General features: G+C 60.2%; 17 protein-coding genes. All 17 read right to left on the bottom strand.

The genetic code is table 11. From position 1 onward, the window contains the following. Positions 1–1,262, bottom strand: a 1,262-nt coding sequence (locus tag Q7T64_RS03875; RefSeq protein ID WP_304791466.1) for a hypothetical protein, incomplete at its 3' end; no start/stop codon positions are given. A 1-nt stretch (position 1,263) separates the two neighbouring features. Beyond that, complete coding sequence (locus tag Q7T64_RS03870; RefSeq protein ID WP_304791463.1) at positions 1,264–2,097, bottom strand: class I SAM-dependent methyltransferase; 834 nt, start codon at positions 2,095–2,097, stop codon at positions 1,264–1,266. A gap of 71 nt (positions 2,098–2,168) precedes the next feature. Then, a complete protein-coding gene (locus Q7T64_RS03865; RefSeq protein ID WP_304791460.1) occupies positions 2,169–3,431 on the bottom strand; it encodes a glycosyltransferase family 4 protein in 1,263 nt (420 codons plus the stop codon). Then, the gene (locus Q7T64_RS03860; protein WP_304791457.1) at positions 3,428–4,378 is read right to left on the bottom strand and encodes a polysaccharide deacetylase family protein; all 951 of its coding nucleotides are present in this window, start codon (positions 4,376–4,378) and stop codon (positions 3,428–3,430) included. Before Q7T64_RS03860 ends, Q7T64_RS03865 begins: the two co-directional genes overlap by 4 nt. A 51-nt stretch (positions 4,379–4,429) precedes the next feature. After that, positions 4,430–5,269: an SDR family oxidoreductase gene (locus tag Q7T64_RS03855; RefSeq protein ID WP_304791454.1), complete on the bottom strand. Its 840-nt coding sequence runs from the start codon at positions 5,267–5,269 to the stop codon at positions 4,430–4,432. Then, positions 5,266–6,024 (bottom strand): class I SAM-dependent methyltransferase, encoded by a 759-nt coding sequence (locus Q7T64_RS03850; RefSeq protein ID WP_304791451.1) that lies wholly within the window; start codon positions 6,022–6,024, stop codon positions 5,266–5,268. The genes Q7T64_RS03855 and Q7T64_RS03850 overlap by 4 nt, the downstream gene beginning before the upstream one ends. 111 nt (positions 6,025–6,135) lie before the next feature. Beyond that, the gene (locus Q7T64_RS03845; RefSeq protein WP_304791448.1) at positions 6,136–6,897 is read right to left on the bottom strand and encodes an SDR family NAD(P)-dependent oxidoreductase; all 762 of its coding nucleotides are present in this window, start codon (positions 6,895–6,897) and stop codon (positions 6,136–6,138) included. A gap of 1 nt (position 6,898) precedes the next feature. Next, positions 6,899–7,714 (bottom strand): sugar phosphate isomerase/epimerase, encoded by an 816-nt coding sequence (locus Q7T64_RS03840; protein WP_304791445.1) that lies wholly within the window; start codon positions 7,712–7,714, stop codon positions 6,899–6,901. A gap of 26 nt (positions 7,715–7,740) precedes the next feature. Then, positions 7,741–8,445 carry a class I SAM-dependent methyltransferase gene (locus Q7T64_RS03835; RefSeq protein ID WP_304791442.1) on the bottom strand — a complete coding sequence of 235 codons (705 nt, stop codon included), beginning with the start codon at positions 8,443–8,445 and terminating at the stop codon, positions 7,741–7,743. Then, positions 8,442–8,879: a VOC family protein gene (locus Q7T64_RS03830; protein ID WP_304791439.1), complete on the bottom strand. Its 438-nt coding sequence runs from the start codon at positions 8,877–8,879 to the stop codon at positions 8,442–8,444. The genes Q7T64_RS03835 and Q7T64_RS03830 overlap by 4 nt, the downstream gene beginning before the upstream one ends. After that, on the bottom strand, positions 8,876–10,264 hold the full coding sequence (locus Q7T64_RS03825) for an aspartate aminotransferase family protein (protein WP_304791436.1): 1,389 nt from the start codon (positions 10,262–10,264) through the stop codon (positions 8,876–8,878). The genes Q7T64_RS03830 and Q7T64_RS03825 overlap by 4 nt, the downstream gene beginning before the upstream one ends. Before the next feature lie 8 nt (positions 10,265–10,272). Then, on the bottom strand, positions 10,273–10,998 hold the full coding sequence (locus Q7T64_RS03820; RefSeq protein ID WP_304791433.1) for a cytidylyltransferase domain-containing protein: 726 nt from the start codon (positions 10,996–10,998) through the stop codon (positions 10,273–10,275). Next, positions 10,995–11,591, bottom strand: a complete 597-nt coding sequence (locus Q7T64_RS03815; RefSeq protein WP_304791429.1) for an SIS domain-containing protein — start codon at positions 11,589–11,591, stop codon at positions 10,995–10,997. Before Q7T64_RS03815 ends, Q7T64_RS03820 begins: the two co-directional genes overlap by 4 nt. Beyond that, the gene (locus Q7T64_RS03810) at positions 11,591–13,483 is read right to left on the bottom strand and encodes an N-acetylneuraminate synthase family protein (RefSeq protein ID WP_304791426.1); all 1,893 of its coding nucleotides are present in this window, start codon (positions 13,481–13,483) and stop codon (positions 11,591–11,593) included. Before Q7T64_RS03810 ends, Q7T64_RS03815 begins: the two co-directional genes overlap by 1 nt. Further along, positions 13,480–14,868: a CBS domain-containing protein gene (locus tag Q7T64_RS03805; protein WP_304791423.1), complete on the bottom strand. Its 1,389-nt coding sequence runs from the start codon at positions 14,866–14,868 to the stop codon at positions 13,480–13,482. Before Q7T64_RS03805 ends, Q7T64_RS03810 begins: the two co-directional genes overlap by 4 nt. Then, the gene (locus tag Q7T64_RS03800; RefSeq protein ID WP_304791420.1) at positions 14,859–15,572 is read right to left on the bottom strand and encodes a sugar phosphate nucleotidyltransferase; all 714 of its coding nucleotides are present in this window, start codon (positions 15,570–15,572) and stop codon (positions 14,859–14,861) included. Before Q7T64_RS03800 ends, Q7T64_RS03805 begins: the two co-directional genes overlap by 10 nt. After that, positions 15,569–16,135, bottom strand: a complete 567-nt coding sequence (locus tag Q7T64_RS03795; RefSeq protein ID WP_304791417.1) for a D-glycero-beta-D-manno-heptose 1,7-bisphosphate 7-phosphatase — start codon at positions 16,133–16,135, stop codon at positions 15,569–15,571. Before Q7T64_RS03795 ends, Q7T64_RS03800 begins: the two co-directional genes overlap by 4 nt. Positions 16,136–16,141: the final 6 nt, after the last annotated feature.

Here is a 16,141-nt window from a genome sequence, read left to right as displayed (position 1 = left end):
GTGGTCTGGCCGTAATTGCGGCCTGAAATCGTGTTATCGGCTGGCAGCTTCGTGAATATGATCAGTGCCGCCGTTTCACTGAGCTTGTCAGCGGCCTGGACCAGTTCTGACACCGTCAGGCATTTTTCAATGACCAATTCTTCCAGGTCGAAAAAAAATATCCCGACATCAGACCGGAAACGTTCAATGGCAGGCGTGATCCAGCGATTGCCGGGACCGGCGCCTGGCGTCGGCGAGCGCAAGTCCATCACGGCGACCGCCATGCGGCCAGGCGCGCTCTGGTAGAGCTGGTCTATCAATGCCTCGTCAGGGGACACCACCAGCAGCGTGCCTGTTGCTGCGGCGTGAATGTGATCCACAGTTTTCCGGCTGGCGCCGAACACAAGCAATCGTTGGGACGGATGCTGGTCATTCAGCGTAGCAATGGCTGCAGTCGCACCTGCGCTGAGATCAGCACCGGTTTCGACAGCTGTCCTTGTCATGCGCCGGGCGATGCGTGATCGCATCCGCTGGAGATGCCGGTCCAGCGTGCCCAGATAGGCGGACTTGAGCCTGATTTTCCGGGATGCGGACGCGGTCGGGGTAAAGAGTCGCCATGCCGCCCGGAAAATGAAGGTTTGCAGCCGGATGGCGAGAAATGACAATAGCAGTGCCGGATTTTTCAGAAGCAAAAGCGCCGTATCGGATCCGGGAAGCGGGGTCCAGTCCGTCAGCGCCCGACGAACATAATGCGCCCTGCCCGCTGCCGACAGCGCAACGACGTTGAGGAAAAATGCGTTGAATACGCTGCTGGCGGGCCAGATGCCGGCGTCCGATTTGGCTGACCAATGCAGGCCGGTACCGGCTACGTTGAATGCCCCCATATCGACGATATAAGGCGTTCCCTCATCAAAAAGAATATTCCACGGGTGGGGGTCGTCAACGGTCATTCCCTGTGCGCACAGCGCCTGCTCTGCCCTCAATATCAACAGTGCGGCATCGGCGAACATCGTCGGCGACCATTCAGACGGGACGATGGCCGGCCGTATTCTCTTTTGAACCAGGAATACATAGTTGTCCTGCCTGCCGCGCACGACCCTGGGTGGAAGGATGGCTTGCGCGGCGACCAGGATATCCAGCAGGTCGGACTCGATCAGGCGGCGCACAAGTTCATCGCCGCTGCGCCTGATCGCCCGGATTGCCCGTGAGCGCGACAAGACCGTGTAGCCGTATCGGTCCCGGCGATCGGGGTAAACCCTCTCCAGGTGTTCTGGCAATGACACTTTATCGGTCAAGTGGCGAGCTTTTTTGCAGCACGAGGACCATGGAAATGTGGCAGCCGGATTCGCCCATCAAGTGTGCATTGTCCCGGAAGTCAAAGCTGTCCTTCATGTGAAAGCCATGCTGCGCAAAGGTGGAAAGAATGCGCGACAAGGGGTGGGCGTAAGTCACGTCACAAAACGTGTTTTGCTTGTGCTGGTTGGCGGGAGCGGCCTTCTTGGGACCGATCAGTGCAGCCCCCAGCGCTCTCATGGTGCGATAGACGTACTTCAACTTCCTGACAACGCCGATTTCGCCTGAGCCGAGCGCATGCAGCACGCGCCCTGCGACCCGCCCGGGATTGAAATCCTTGACGTTAAATACCTGCAAGAAAATGGTTTGCGAAGGTATCGCAGCCAGCCCTTTCACGACGCCGTTCAGGTTGCTGTCGGAAATCAGATGCAGTAGCCGGAAACAGATCAATGCTTTTGCAAGCGCTTGCTCCAAGCCCATGCCGGAAGCGTCAGCCTGGATCAATTCGACCCGCCCCGTCAAACCCGCGGCTGCCACTTTCTTGCTGGCCTCATCGAGCATGTCACGGGAGATGTCGATGCCCGCGACGCGCAGGCCATGCCGCGCGTAGATGTCCATGAACCGTCCCGTTCCAACCGGGCAGTCCGCAATTTGATCACCGACCTGGAACGTGCGCAGGCAATGGTCGACGATTTCATTCTCCCAGGCCCAATACCGGTCGTTCTGCCGCAGCGCTTCGTACTGCGCCGCTACTTCGCGCGTGTAGAACTTTTCGCCGGGGCTGTGTTCCCGCTCGCTTTCTGTTTTCACCAGCTTATCGCTCATCGATTGGCATCCTATTGTTTCTTTGACTTGCCAATTGCCCGGTCAGGATGCTCCTGACAAATGCCTTGGCACTACTTTCGAACATCTGTGCCCCCTGCCAACTCCGCGTAGAGCTGCATGTAACGAGCCGATACGACGTCGATGGCAAACTCCCTTTCGACTTTTTCACGGGCATTTTTCCCTGGCGAGAAATCCGGACCGGACTGCTCCAATGTCCATGTGATTCCGCGGGCCAGGTCCGCCGTGTCGAACCGCTCGGCCAGATAGCCGGTCCGGCGATGCTCGACCAGGTCGGGAATGCCGCCGGTGCGAAATGCCACCACCGGCGTGCCGCATGACATCGGCTCCATGATCGTGTTGGGCAAGTTTTCCTGCATGGAGGGAACCACCATCACATCGGCGGCGCAATACAGCACCGACAGTGCGATATCGTCAGTCAGTGTGCCAATGAAGCGCACTTCGATATCCAGGTCCGGCAGGTCGAGTCGCTGCGCGCCGAATACCACCAGCATGCAGTCCTTGCCGGCTACCTGTCGCGGCAGTGCGGCCAGTGCCTGGCGCAGCAGGGCAAAGCCCTTGTTTTCGTCCGTGATGGCGCCCATTGCCCCGAACAGGATCAGGTGCTTGTCGGAAGGCAGGTTCATCATCTGCCGGCACACTGCGCGGTCCGCCGGCTTGAAGACATCGGTATCGATGCCGTTGGGTATGACTTCGACGCGGCGGCCGGCAAGCAGGCTGCTGCTGCGCGCGCTCTCTGCCATCCAGTTGCTCGGCGTGACGAAGATGATGTCCAGGTCTTTCCACGCGTGCTGCTTGCGATGCCAGTTCAGGCGAGTCAGGTCGACTTCGCGCCTGGACGCCAATTGCGGGCAACTGCCGCAGGCCTGCTGGTAACGGCGGCAATCCGCCGGCAGATGGCAGCCGCCCGTGAAGGTCCAGGAGTCATGCATGGTCCAGACGATAGGACGGCGCGCCTTGCGCAGGAACTGGATATTGATGAAGCCGTGGACGACCCAGTGCAAATGCAGCACATCGGCTTGCGCTACGGCGTCCTTGACGCGACGCGCCACGGGTACGTAGGCGGTCGAAAAAGGCAGCCGCATATCCCGGCGCCGGTACATCTTCATCGGAATCATGTCGGCCAGCGGGCGCAGCAGCGCCAGCAGCTTCTGGAAGCGCGTGGTGCCGCAAACGATATCGGGGTTGCGCTGCTGGTTGTACTGGGTCACGAAGCGTGACGCCACCCCTTTTCGCAAGAGTCCCTGGTGCAGGCGATAGGCAGAGCGGGCTGCGCCGCCGCCACTGTCGAAGGTGTTGAGCATCGCAATTTTCATACGGTGACCACGCGCCCGCGCGAGAAGCGCCTGAGCGACTGCCGGCGAAAGCCGTTCCAGTCAAATGCATTGGTCAGCGGAACCCGCGGCAGTCCATGCAGGTGCTTGCGGTGCCTGGGGAAAATATTGCCCCAGCGGGTCGTGGTGGCCGTCTTGAAGCCAAGCTGCCGCGCCAGTTCGAATTCCCTGGCGCCGACTTCGTTGCGGCTGCCGAACGGGTAGCAGAAGTGCGTGACGGGGGCGCCGATATGGGCCTCGATGCGCTCCCGGCCATCGCGCATTTCAGCGCGGACCTGTTCCTCGGGGAGCGCGCACAGCACCGGGTGGCTTACCGTATGCGCACCAATCGACACCAGAGGATCGCTGGCCAACTCGTCGATATCGGTCCAGCGCAATGCCTGCGCTGCGCAAATATTTCGCCAGTCGAAACTGGCGTGCTCGAACAGGGCATTGACGCGATCGCCGAGCCGGTCGACGGGCAGCGCCATGATCAACTGCCTTAATGAGACAAAGGCGTCTAGTTTTTCCTGGCTGGACCGGCAGGGCAGCACGCTGCCATCCGCCAGGGCGATCTCGTCTTGCTGCTGCAGCATCTGTTCGATCGCATACCACCACAGGATTGCTTCGTCGTCCGGAAACGAGGTGGTGACATAGACCGTGAAGGGTATGCCCAGTCGTTTGAGCATGGGGTAGGCAAGCGTGAAGTTATCCCGATAACCGTCGTCGAATGTCAGCGCCAGCAGCTGTCTTCCTGTACCTGCTTGCAATGCATCGCAGATCCGGTCAAGACTGACAAATGTATGGCCGCGCTGCTGCGCATCAGCGATGAAGCGCTCCAGAAATTCCGGGCTGACCGCCATGTCGCGGTTCGGGCGGAAGTCCTCCCTGGAATCGGCTTGTACCCGATGCAGCATCAGTACGCTGCCTATGCCGTAAAGAAGGCTCATGGACAGGGCCTGGTCCTGTTTGGCTGGGCCGGGCAAGTCCGCAGCAGTGCTTTACAGGACACTGCGCCCGCCATCCATCACGATGTTCTGGCCATTCATGTAGGCAGACGCATTCGAGCACAGGAACTGCACTGCCGCGTGGTACTCGTCCTTGTCGGCCATCCGCCCCAGCGGAATCAGCGAGGTCAGTCGCTGGACGAATTCTTCCCCCTGGCCGTTGTAGACCCCGCCCGGCGACAGGGCATTGCAGCGCACCCCCTGGGTGGCCCAGTAGGTCGCGAGGTAGCGGGTCAATCCGATCAGCCCGGCCTTGATCACCGAGTAGGTGACCGGCTTGACCGGTTGCAGCTCGTCGGGCAGGCCATCCTTGCGGTAGAGGCGCTGGTCGGGGGCGAACACCGAGAGGTCGGACGCGATGTTCAGGATGACACCACCTTTCCCGTCCGTGGCCATGGCGCTGCCAAACACCTGGCTGCACAGGAACGCGCCAGTGAGGCCGACAGCGACCTGCAAATTCCATTGATCCAGCGGAAAGTGTTCTAGGCGCGAAGTTTCCACGATGCCCTGGTCGCCCTGGACCTTGGGATCGATGGCGGCGTTATTGACCAGGATGTCGACCCGGAAGCCCTGCTTGGCAAGCGTTGCCGACACCGTGGCCAGGCTCGCCGGATCGGTGACGTCCATCACTGCCGTCAGAATGCGGGCCGGTTCGTGATGCTCGCTCAAACGCTGCTCTGCCTTTGAAAGCGCATCTGGATTCATGTCGGTCAGCACCACGGTCGCGCCGCATTCCAGCAAGGCGGCTGCATGTTCCATTCCAAGCAGCCCGGCCGCGCCGGTGATCAGGGCGGTCTTGCCGGCGAGATCGAATTTTTTCAACAGGTCGCTCATGTGTCTATCCAGGCAATCAGGGTGTCGCAACGGCCCTGGCTGGCCAGCGACGCAGCATAAGCTTCATTCAAGGCGGGTGAGTCGAGGAAGGACCAGGCAGCGTGGCCACCGGGGCGATTTTCAGCCAGCCACATCAGGTGGTTCGACAAGGGATAGCGCTGAAACTGGGAAATGGAGAAACGCCCCCGCGCAAGCCCGGCCTTTTCCAGCAGGCGCGCCAGGGTGCCGGGGTTATACAGGAACAGGTGCGGGCTCCAGTACGTGAATTCTGAAAATGCCTTGTTTCGGTACAGGCTCAGCAATGCGTCGTCGGCATTGGGCACCTCGATCAGGATGCGGCCGCCCGCTGCGGATTTGCTCACCAATTCGCGCAGGAATGGCACCGGATCCGGAATGTGCTCAAGCACATGAAACAGCGAAATGACGTCCTGGCTGGCATCCGGCACATCCGCCAGTGAGGCAACTGTGCTGACGCCGGCATCGGTGAGCACACCGCGCCATCGCGACTGGGGCTCAACACCCATTGCCTGCTTGCTGTGTTCGCGCGCCAGCAGGAGAACGCCGCCGGCGCCACAGCCGACATCCAGGAAATTCCGGTTGGCGATCAGTGGACGCAACTGGCCGAATCGCCGCTCGTCATCCTGGCGGCAATCGTTGAGGAAAGCGCGCCAATCATGTTCTGCGTGGTTCTCGTCGGTGTAGTCGGTGTCATAAAAAGACTCGTGCACATGCGAGAAGCTGCCTAAAAATACCAATCCACACGAAACACAACGCAAGATGGGAATCTCGGGACGATCCCGAACCTTGCCGGGAACGGACTCGATATTCTCGCCGTCACAAAGCTGACATTTCATTCTGATTTTTCCTTACGAGCGGACCTGACCGCCATCGGTTACAAAAATACTGCCCGTAGTAAAGTTCGCCGCCGGCGAAGCCAGCCAGATTGCCAGGTTGGCGACATCTTGCGGCGTCCCCAATCGTGCCAGCGCGACATCGCGTTCGAGGATGCCTGCAACGGAGGCGGCATCTTCATTGAGTTTGCGGTCCCAGACAGAACCTTCGAACAGAATGTTGCCCGGTGCAATTGCGTTGATGCGAATCCCCAGTTTGCCCAAGGGGCGCGCCGAGCCGCGCACATAGGCGTTGAGTGCGGCCTTGGCGGCAGAGTAGGTGACCGGGGCACCCGGCACCACTTCCTGGCCGCAGATCGACGACACACAGACGATTGCCCCTTGCGTGCGGGCCAGGGCCTGGCGGCAGGTTTCGACCATGGTGGTCGCGCTCCACAGGTTCAGCTCGAATACCCGTCGCCATTCATCGAGGTCTTCCTGTCCGGGCGGGACGGAGCGCCCGCTGCCGACGTTGCACACCAGGATGTCGAGCTTGCCGAAAGCCTTGAGCACCTGGTCAAGCATGGCTTGGGCCTCAGTGGGCTGGCTGGCATCACCGGCAACCGCAATCACATTGTCGCCACGGATGTCGGCGATGGCCTGCTCAAGTTGATCGGGGTTGCGGCCATTGAACGCCACCTTGCATCCCTCGGCAAGGAATGACTCGGCGATCGCCCGGCCAATGCCGCGCGATGAACCCGTGACCAGGACCGACTTGTTCGCCAGGTTCAGTTGCATATCAAGCAGCCTTCGAAATCCAGGACTCGATCTGTTGCATGTAGGCCTTCAGCGCGCCTGCATGGTCGTCGTCGCGTGCACGGGCTGTCTGCATGATGTAGTTGCCCTGGTAGCCCTGTTTGCGCAGCAGGGAAAAAACGGTGGGGAAGTCGGCGTTGCCGGTGCCCAATGGCACGGTGGTGCCGCCCAGGACGCGGTCTTTTACATGGACATTGACGATGCGCGCTGCGTAGGCCGCAAATTCTTCAACCGGATCGAAACCGCATCCGGCGCTATTGCCGATGTCGTAATTGATGCCAAACAGAGCCGGATCGAGGCGGTCGATGAAGCGTGCAAGTTCGGGCGGCTCAAAATCGCTTTCGAACACAATCCGGATCCCGAGTCCGCGCAGCAAGCCGGATTGCGCGGTGAGGTATTCCACCAGGATATCTTCCTGCTCGACGCTGTCGATCCGGCCATTGTCGACCAAGGGCACGACCACCATCCCGATACCGACTGCGGCGCAGGCACGGACGATGGCGATGAAGTCGGCCTCCAGGGCTGCCCTGGTTTCTCCCTCTGCTTTCCAGAATGGCGCCTGCATGAAACAGTCTCCCGTCAGGGAAGGCAGTGTCAGGTCGAACTGCTTGCACAGGGCGATGATTTGCGCCTGGCCTTGAATCGTCATCAGCGGGTTTTCATAGAGACGATCCTGGTCGAGCGTCCATTCCATCAGGTGCAGGCCGATCCGATTGGCAGCAGGGAATTCCTGCTGCCAGGCGTGCCACGGGAAGGCCTGGATTTTCCCGTCTACCATTGGCGATAAACGTCCCTGCATGAAACCGATTCGATGGCTGGTTGACTTCATTTGAGTTCGGCTTCTGGGGTGACGGGTTTGCGGGAGCTGGAAATCAGCATGATCTCCTTGGAGAATCGTACCCACTTGCTGTGCGGCTTCAAGAACTCGGGCGTGAGTAGCCGGGTCAGTTCGCAGGCGGGCATCAGCCACGGATTTTTCCACACGATGGGCAACTGCCTGAATAAACCGACTTCGATCTGCTCGAACCCGACCATGCGCTGGATGTCGCGCAGCGACGATTGCATGAATGGCGTACGGTGGGTGAAGTCCTCGAAGTAGATTCGATAGTTGTAATACCAGTCAGGGCACAGCGTAATGGCCAGTCCGCCCGGTTTCAGGACGCGGTACATTTCCGCTGCCAGCGTTTCCGGTTTATGGAAATGCTCGATCACGGATTTCGAGTAAACGACATCGAAGCTGTTGTCATCGTAGGGAATCGGCTGGTTTTCCAGGTCCGCTGTTTTCAGCACGGCTTGTGGACAATAATTTTCCGCAGCACGTGACTGGTCGACGCCGTAACCCTCGACGCCGCATTCGATGAAGCCGCGCAGGAATTCACCGCGGCCGCAACCGATGTCGAGCAGCTTGGTACCCTTTTGCAGCCCGTATTTTTCAAACAGATATTGCGCCAGCTTTTGCGGATACTGCGTCAGGGGCCTGTGGGCTTCGTCATAAATCACGCTCACATAATCGCGGCTCTTGGGATTCATCGTTTCAGTACCTCAACCAGCTCAAGTAACACGCCCTCGGGACCTTTGGCATAAATCACCTTGACGCCACCGTCAGGGGAATATTGCGGCGGCGCCGGGAAAGTGACGCCCAGGGGCGCAAGTTTACCGACCAATGCGTCGAGGTCATCAACCGTCAGGGCGATATGGGTGAACCCGGTCGAATAAGGCGCGCCATCCCACTGCGGCCGATCGGGATGGGAGTGAAACTGCAACAGCTCGATCAGGTTGCCGTCTGGCGCCGCCAGTTTGGCGGTGGTCACACGGACATCGTGCAGGCCCATCATGGCGTCGATATGGGGTCCTGACTCTTCCATCTGCCTGACCACCCTGAAGCCGAGCGCATCGCACCAGAAGTGCAGCGCCCGTTCAAGATCGGCTACCACCAGGCCGGTATGCCGGATCGCACTGATCATTCTGCGTTCACTTCCGCGATCACTTCGGCGATTGCCTCGCCCAGTACGTCGACGCCTTCCATCAATGCCTGGTCCGAGATGGTCAGCGGCGGGCCGATCTTGATCGATTCCCGTCCGGTATGCACCACCAGCAGGCCCTTCTGCATGCAGCGCTCGGCGACCCGGCTGGTGAAGGCGCCATCGGCGGCGCCGGTGACCGGGGAACGGAACAGCACGGCCGCAATCAGGCCCTTGCCCAGCAAAGTGGAAATGCGGTCGGGGAAGCGCTGTTGCAGGGCGTTCAAGCCATTGAACAGCAGTTCTCCCTTACGGGCCGCTTCGCTGACGAGCGACCGCTGCTCCAGTTCCTCGATCACTGCCAGGCCGGCGGCGCACACCAGCGGATTGGCCGAGTGGGTGCTGCTCATGTTGCCAACGTCCGGCAAGTCCATGATCTCGGCCCGACCCAGCACGCCGGAAAGGGAAACACCGCCGCCCATGCCCTTGCCGCAAGCGATCAGGTCCGGCGTGACTTCGTAATGCTCAAACCCGAAGCGGCGGCCGGTGCGGCCGAATCCCGCCTGCATTTCATCGAAGGCGAGCAGGATATTGTTCTTGCGGCACAGCTTTTCGATCGCCTGGACAAACTCTTTCGGATAGAACACCGCGCCCCAGCCCTGGAATGTTTCCAGCATGAAGCCGCACACATCGTTCTCGATGTCGATGCCGGATGCGGCCAGCCGCGCCAGGCCGGCTTCGAGGAAGGCTTCAGGACTGGCGCCATTCAGGGCCCAGGCATACGGGAACGGAATGTGATGGATGTCGCTGTCCTGGAAACCGATCCATTCGCGCTGGGCCAGGTTGCTGCTCATCATTTGCGCGCCCATGGTGCGGCCATGCCAGTTGCCCTCGATGCAGACGATGCCGCGGCGGCGCTTGCCGATTTTTTGGCCATGCATGCGCATCAGTTTCAGCGCGGCTTCGGTGGCCTCGGTGCCGGCCGACAGCAGGAAAGCCTTTTCGAAGGGCGGGCCGGCGAATTCGATCAGCTTCTTCAGGTATTCGGCGCGCTTGGTGTTCGGGTAGGCATAGCAACTGTAGATCGGGGCGTCCATCATCGCCTGCATGGCGGCCGTTACCCTGGGGTTGGAATGGCCGACATTGGCGACGAATATCGTCGACGTGAAATCGATCCAGCGATTGCCGGCGATATCGAACACGCTGGAATCCACGGCCCGGTCCCAGATCAAGGGAAACTGGCCATGCATGGAACGCGATTCGTAGCGATCCAGGGTGGCGAGTATCTGCTCGGTGCCGGGCGCAGGAATCGCGGTCTTGATGGTGCGATGTTCGGTGCTTACAAACGGAACCTGCTGTGGGCTCCGGGAAAATTCATGTCCAGCCATAAATTACCTCAGGCAAATAGTTTGTCGAAGAATGCGCGATTGCGGTCAAGCAAGAATTCAAGATGAACAAAGTCGTCGATCGTGTCCACTTCAATCACGGTGGGGGTGATGAAGGGCATGACCCAGTCGCCATGGATCAGGCCGTTGCTCCTGATGAAACGGGAAGAAAGCACGTCCACGTAGCCGTTGGCCTGGTAGGTGGCTGGAAATTGCTGGCGGGCGTTATTGGCGGCGTCGAGCGCAGTACTGTCGCTGCCCAGGCGCTTGAGCTGGCCTGCCGGCGCGATTTCGAAGGTCTTGTAGGCCGACTCGGACATTTCGTGCACCGAGCGCAGGGCCGTGGCCCTGGGTTCGCTACGGAAGGCATTGATCGCCTGGTCGACCAGGGCCGGATCGCGGTACGGCGTCGTGGGACGGATGTGCACCACATGCTGCGGTTCTCCGCCGTTGGCAGCGAGCCAGTCCAGTGCGTGCACAATGAAATCGTAATCAGTCGAACGGTCGGCGGAAATTTCCGCGGGCCTCAAGAAAGGCGCCTCCGCCCCCAGCTTGATCGCCAGTTCGGCGTACTCGGGTGAATCCGTGGAGACAATGACGCGGTCGATCAATCGGGATTTCAGGCAAGCCTTGATCGACCATTCAATCAGCGGACGTCCGCCCAGGGGCTTGATATTTTTATGGGGAACCCCCTTGGAGCCGGCACGGGCGGGGATCAGGGCGACGATACTGCTCATGGGGCATTTTTCCCTTCTGGAAAATAAATCTGCTCGACGAGGCCGCAAATAATGTGGCCGACAGTGATATGGGCTTCCTGGATGCGCGCTGTGTCATCGGACGGCATGCGCAGGCAATTGCACAAGGCGAGCAGCTTGCCGCCGGAGCGGCCAGTCAGGCACGTCGTGGCGATGCCCAGCGCTGTGGCCTTGTTGACGGCAGCAAGGATATTCGGGCTGTTGCCGCTGGTGCTGATGCCGATGAACACGTCGCCCGCCTTGGCGACGGCTTCCAGCTCGCGTGAAAATACCTGGTCATAGCCATAGTCGTTACCGATTGCGCTGATGGCGGAATTATTGGTGCCCAGCGTCAGCGAAGCCAGCGGCGCGCGGTCGAATTTGAAGCGCGACACGAATTCGGCGGACAAGTGCTGCGCGTCGGCGAAACTGCCGCCGTTGCCGGCAAAAATGATTTTGCCGCCGGCGCGCAGCGCAGCCACGCACTGCCTGGCCAAGGCCTCGACCTGTGTCAACAGCGCCTCGTCCTGCAGCAGCGCCTGCTTGACGGCGATGGACGCCGCCACTTCGGCGCGGATAGTCGAAAGCAGGGACATTACAGCCTGCCCTCCAGCCGCTCCATGGCGATCCAGAATCCCTCGCCGCTGTTTTTATGGCCCTGCCAGATCTCCGGGATGAATGACGCGTCGGGGCAACCCTGGCGCAGGATCGCGCCCAGGCGGTCGAAGTCGATGGTGCCTTCGCCGACCTGCAAGCCTTCGCCATTGAGTCCCTTTGCATCACCAAGATGGAGATGGGCGGTCCACGGCGCGACCAGCTGGCTGAACTGGTAGAAATCGTAGTTCAGGTGATTGCAGGTCAGCGCGCTGTGCGACACGTCGTAGCACATGCGCAGCTTGAGCCGCTGGCACCATTCGACGATTTCCTCGATCTTGACGAACAGGTTCTGATAGCGCTGGCCGCCAAAATGCCACGGGAATGGCGCCATGGTCTGCGGAATCAATTCCACGCCGTCCAGGTCCAGTTCGGCCAGGCTGCCGGCAAAGCGCTCGTAATAGCTTTGAATCACGTTGGCCGGAAGCGGCTCGTCCATGGTGAAGCCGCCGATGTTGGCAACGATCAGGGGCCTTTTGGTGCGCGGGAAAAACCGTTTGAGTCCGCGCGTGATATCGATCACGCGCTGCGTTTCGCGCAAGGATTCCCGACGATAGCTTTCGTCGGGGCTGGCCAGGTCCATCAGGCGGCTGCCGGCGAACAGTTCGGGGGCATGGACAACGAAATCACCGGGATGGCTGCCCTGCAGAAAGTCGGCCGGGTTGAGTTCCATGTCGGAATAGGACAGGTGAAACTCCCACACGTCCGGCTGGATGCGCGCATTGTATTCGGCGAAGTCGTGATACCGCACCGGGACGCCCCACGGCCGGGCAAACTTGTAGGGCCGGGGTTCGACCCGTGTATCGCGCAGGTCGGACGGGTAGAAAAAATCTTCCTCTGCCATGTCGTGCTGCAGCGTGCGCCCCAGCAGTTCCTCGTAGCGCTGCGGGGAAAGGCCTTGTCCCGGGCTGCGGACCTTGACGTTGTCCGGCGTGAGCACCGTGCCTTTGGTCAGGGCGGTCGCGGCCACCAGGCTCTTGCCCAGGTTTTCGCGATTGATCATTTCACCCTGGGAGACGACACGAACCTGGCCATCGCCAAGCGCTTCTTCGATCTCGCGGATGCCTTCGATCAGGCGCGCAAGTTCCGGGAAGGTCAGGCTGGCCGCATGGTCAGGGCCTTCCATCCCGCGATCAAGCGTGAAATGGCGCTCGATGATGCTGGCGCCCAAAGCAACTGCGGCCAGCGAAACATTGATTCCCCGCTCGTGGCCGGAATAGCCAACCAGCGGATGTATCTCGCGCAGCCGGTCGATCCACTTCAGGTTGATGTCGTGGAGCGGGGCGGGATAGGTGCTATTGCAATGCAGCATGGCGAACTGCACATTGCGCTTGTTCAGGAAGGCTGCCGTGGCCCGCACCTCGTCTGGGGTACTCATTCCAGTGGACAGGATAAGCGGCTTCCCGGTCTGCGCCAGGCGGTCGAGCAGCGGGAGATTGGTCAGGTCGGCGGACGCAACCTTGTAGGCCGGCACGCCCATCGACTCCAGCACTTCGACACTGCGCCCATCCCATGGCGTGCAAAGGTAGAGCGCGCCCTTCGAGCGACAATAGTCGGCCAGTTCGCGGTGCTGGTCGATGCTCAGTTCAAATCGAAGCAGCAGGTCCAGCACGTACTCGGTGCCGAGGTCTTCGCCATCCTTGCGCAGCGTTCGCTGCCGATAGATCTGGTCGAGATGCCGCATCTGGAACTTGACGGCGTCAGCGCCGGCTGCGAAAGCCTGGTCGATGAGCTGGATGGCCCGCTCCATGCTGCCATTGTGGTTGTTGCCTATCTCGGCGATGAAATAGGTGCGGCCCTTGCCGATTTCATGTTGCCCGATCTTCATCGTCATGCGCTCTCGATTTTGATGTTGTTCTTACGCTCGCGCACGGTCCACGCACGCAAACCTTCCTGTTCAAAGCGGAACGGCCGGACCTGGAGTTTCGACGCTTCCAGATGCTGGATCAATTCATATTTCCGGAACGGCGGGACGTAGAACAGGAAAAAGCCGCCGCCCCCCGCACCCAGCAGTTTTCCGCCAAGCGCGCCATGCGCGCGGGCCTCGTCATAAATCTGGTCGAGGCGCGCGCTTGAAATCTTGCTGCTGAACTGGCGCTTGTACTGCCAGGCTTCATGCAGCGAATGGCCAAAATCGTGCAGCTTGCCGCGCAGCAGCTGGTTGCGGATCCGGTAGGACAATTCCACATTGGTGTTCACGCTCTGGCGAATGGCAATATCCTCCATCTGGACTCGCTGGTCCTGGTGGATATTGCCCGAATCATGGGTGGTCCCGGTGTCGCACAGGAGCAGGCTTTCTTCCAGCTCAAGCAGGATGTTGGCGTGGATACGCAGCGGATGGACGATGTTTTGTTCCATCCGGAATTCCATGAAGTTGAAGCCGCCAAAAACCGTCGCGTACTGGTCCTGCCATCCGCCGGCGACGCCGAGATAGAAGCGCTCGGCCTGGAAGGCCAGCTCTGCCAATTCATGCAAGTCCCACTGGTCCCGGCGGAACTGGTTGAAGCAGCCAAGAATGGCGGCAGAGACGACGGCCGAGCCGCCGAGACCGGAATTCATCGGAAAATCGGAATGCAGGTAAAGCTCGAAGCCGAAGTCCGGCTGGACCGCCCGCAGCAGGGCCCTGATCAATCCGAAACGATCCTGCATGCCCAATGCATGTTGCAGGTTATCCGCAACCAGGGTGTCTTTCAGGTCCAGCGAGTGGATGATGATTTTTTCATCATCCCGGACCCGCAGCGTGGCATGGCTATACAGGGAAATGGTGGTGTTGATGACTGCGCCGTCCTGGCCGGAAAAATAATGCGTCAGGTCAGAGCCGCCACCGCCAAAGCTGATGCGCACGGGTGATCGGGCGCGGGCAAAAACCGCTTCCTCGGCCTGCACCGGCAGATGGTCGCGGCTGACCACGCCAACCAGTCGCCGGTCGGCGTCGAGCAGGGGAATGACGCGAATGCGCTGGTCAAGTTTCTTGAGCAGGACTTCACGCGGCGTACTGGCGTCTTCCGCAATGAAATCGGCATTGACGCAGCTGGAAATCGGCGACTCCAGCGCATAGCCATCCAGCAGTTTGCGGCGGATATCGCCGTCCGTTGCCAGCCCGGTGACCCGCCCGGCTTCATCGACCGACAGGATGATCCCGTGGTGGTTCAGCTCGATGTGGTTCAGCGCCTCGCGCAGGCTGGCGGTCTGGGAAATAATGAATTTGTCTAATTGCATAATGCACTCGCTCGGTTCTCTTTGATCCACCGGCAAAATCGCTGATAGTCCGCGGGAATGCCGATATCGATGAAATCGGCTTTCAGCTCAATCGCCTGCAGTTCACCCTTCCGGACCAAGTCCGGATATGTCTGTCGCTCAAGGGAAAATTTCTGCCCGTCCCAATCACTGAACAAGCTGGCTGGCAGGCGGCAAAGCCCGGCGTTGATCCAGCCGGCACCGCCATCAGCTTTCTTTTCCGCGAAGGCGGTCACCCTGTGTTTGTCGTCAAATTGCACCTGGCCATAGCGGCTGGCGTCAGCCAGCCGGAGCACCGCTATCGCGGGCCCCGTGGATGCCGCGAGTTCCCGTACTCCCGAGCCCAGCCAGGTGTCGGCATTGGCGACCAGGAATTCACCTTCCAGGCCGAAGGTCCTGACCGCATAGGCCACGGCGCCGCCAGTGTCCAGCGCTTGCGGCTCGATCACGCTGTTGACCTCGCAATCCTTGAGCATTCCGGATTTCATGCCCTCCAGGAAATCCAGGATCTGGTCAGCCTGGTGGTGAAGAAGGAAAGTAAAGGAATCGACCCCTTGGGCAATCCAGTTCTCCAGTTGCAACGCAAGGAACGGTGTGTCGCCAATCGGCGCCAGGGCCTTGGGGGTTGTCGGCAGCACGGATTGCAGCCGTGTGCCGAAACCTCCGGCCAGGACCAGCAATTTCATTGGGAACACCTTTGATGATGACCTGCCAGGAGTGGCAGTGCCTCGCGCAGCGCCCTGATCCGCAAATAGTCGCCGGCGTCGGGCGAGATTCCCCCGGTTTCTGCTTGCACGAGTATGTTGGTGCCGACGCCGGCGGCGAGCCCGGCCTGGATATCGCTGTGCTTGTCGCCGATCAGGATCGAGCCCCGCAAATCGATGTCGAGTTCGCGCTGGGCCTGGAGAATCATGCCTGGATGCGGCTTTCGCGAGATATGGTCCAGCTTGTAAATACCCACTCCCTCAGTCGGATGGTAAGGCGAAAAATAAACACGATCGATCGGCGCCTGCTCTTTCACAAATCGTTCGCACATCCAGTCGGTCAGCCCAAGGAACTGCTTCTCGGTGTAATAGCCACGCGCGATGCCGGCCTGGTTGGTAATCACCACCAAGCGATAGCCGAGCCTGCGGGCCTCGCGGGCAATATCGAAAATACCGTCGACGTAATGAAAGTCCTCAGGCCGGTGCACATATCCGGAGTCGACGTTGATAACGCCATCGCGATCGAGAAAAAGGGCCGCTTGCATCTGGTT

Source organism: Lacisediminimonas sp. (assembly GCF_030645335.1).
Classification (GTDB): Bacteria; Pseudomonadota; Gammaproteobacteria; order Burkholderiales; family Burkholderiaceae_D; genus Lacisediminimonas.
This window is presented reverse-complemented; position numbering and strand designations above follow the sequence as displayed.

Bases quoted from the DNA above. Each gene is read 5' to 3' on its own strand.
- Q7T64_RS03855 (WP_304791454.1), bottom strand. From the start codon at position 5,269: ATGAGCGACCTGTTGAAAAAATTCGATCTCGCCGGCAAGACCGCCCTG.
- Q7T64_RS03840 (WP_304791445.1), bottom strand. From the start codon at position 7,714: ATGCAGGGACGTTTATCGCCAATGGTAGACGGGAAAATCCAGGCCTTC.
- Q7T64_RS03810 (WP_304791426.1), bottom strand. From the start codon at position 13,483: ATGACGATGAAGATCGGGCAACATGAAATCGGCAAGGGCCGCACCTAT.
- Q7T64_RS03800 (WP_304791420.1), bottom strand. From the start codon at position 15,572: ATGAAATTGCTGGTCCTGGCCGGAGGTTTCGGCACACGGCTGCAATCC.
- Q7T64_RS03820 (WP_304791433.1), bottom strand. From the start codon at position 10,998: ATGAGCAGTATCGTCGCCCTGATCCCCGCCCGTGCCGGCTCCAAGGGG.
- Q7T64_RS03870 (WP_304791463.1), bottom strand. From the start codon at position 2,097: ATGAGCGATAAGCTGGTGAAAACAGAAAGCGAGCGGGAACACAGCCCC.
- Q7T64_RS03795 (WP_304791417.1), bottom strand. From the start codon at position 16,135: ATGCAAGCGGCCCTTTTTCTCGATCGCGATGGCGTTATCAACGTCGAC.
- Q7T64_RS03815 (WP_304791429.1), bottom strand. From the start codon at position 11,591: ATGTCCCTGCTTTCGACTATCCGCGCCGAAGTGGCGGCGTCCATCGCC.
- Q7T64_RS03860 (WP_304791457.1), bottom strand. From the start codon at position 4,378: ATGAGCCTTCTTTACGGCATAGGCAGCGTACTGATGCTGCATCGGGTA.
- Q7T64_RS03835 (WP_304791442.1), bottom strand. From the start codon at position 8,445: ATGAATCCCAAGAGCCGCGATTATGTGAGCGTGATTTATGACGAAGCC.
- Q7T64_RS03825 (WP_304791436.1), bottom strand. From the start codon at position 10,264: ATGGCTGGACATGAATTTTCCCGGAGCCCACAGCAGGTTCCGTTTGTA.
- Q7T64_RS03865 (WP_304791460.1), bottom strand. From the start codon at position 3,431: ATGAAAATTGCGATGCTCAACACCTTCGACAGTGGCGGCGGCGCAGCC.
- Q7T64_RS03805 (WP_304791423.1), bottom strand. From the start codon at position 14,868: ATGCAATTAGACAAATTCATTATTTCCCAGACCGCCAGCCTGCGCGAG.
- Q7T64_RS03845 (WP_304791448.1), bottom strand. From the start codon at position 6,897: ATGCAACTGAACCTGGCGAACAAGTCGGTCCTGGTCACGGGTTCATCG.
- Q7T64_RS03830 (WP_304791439.1), bottom strand. From the start codon at position 8,879: ATGATCAGTGCGATCCGGCATACCGGCCTGGTGGTAGCCGATCTTGAA.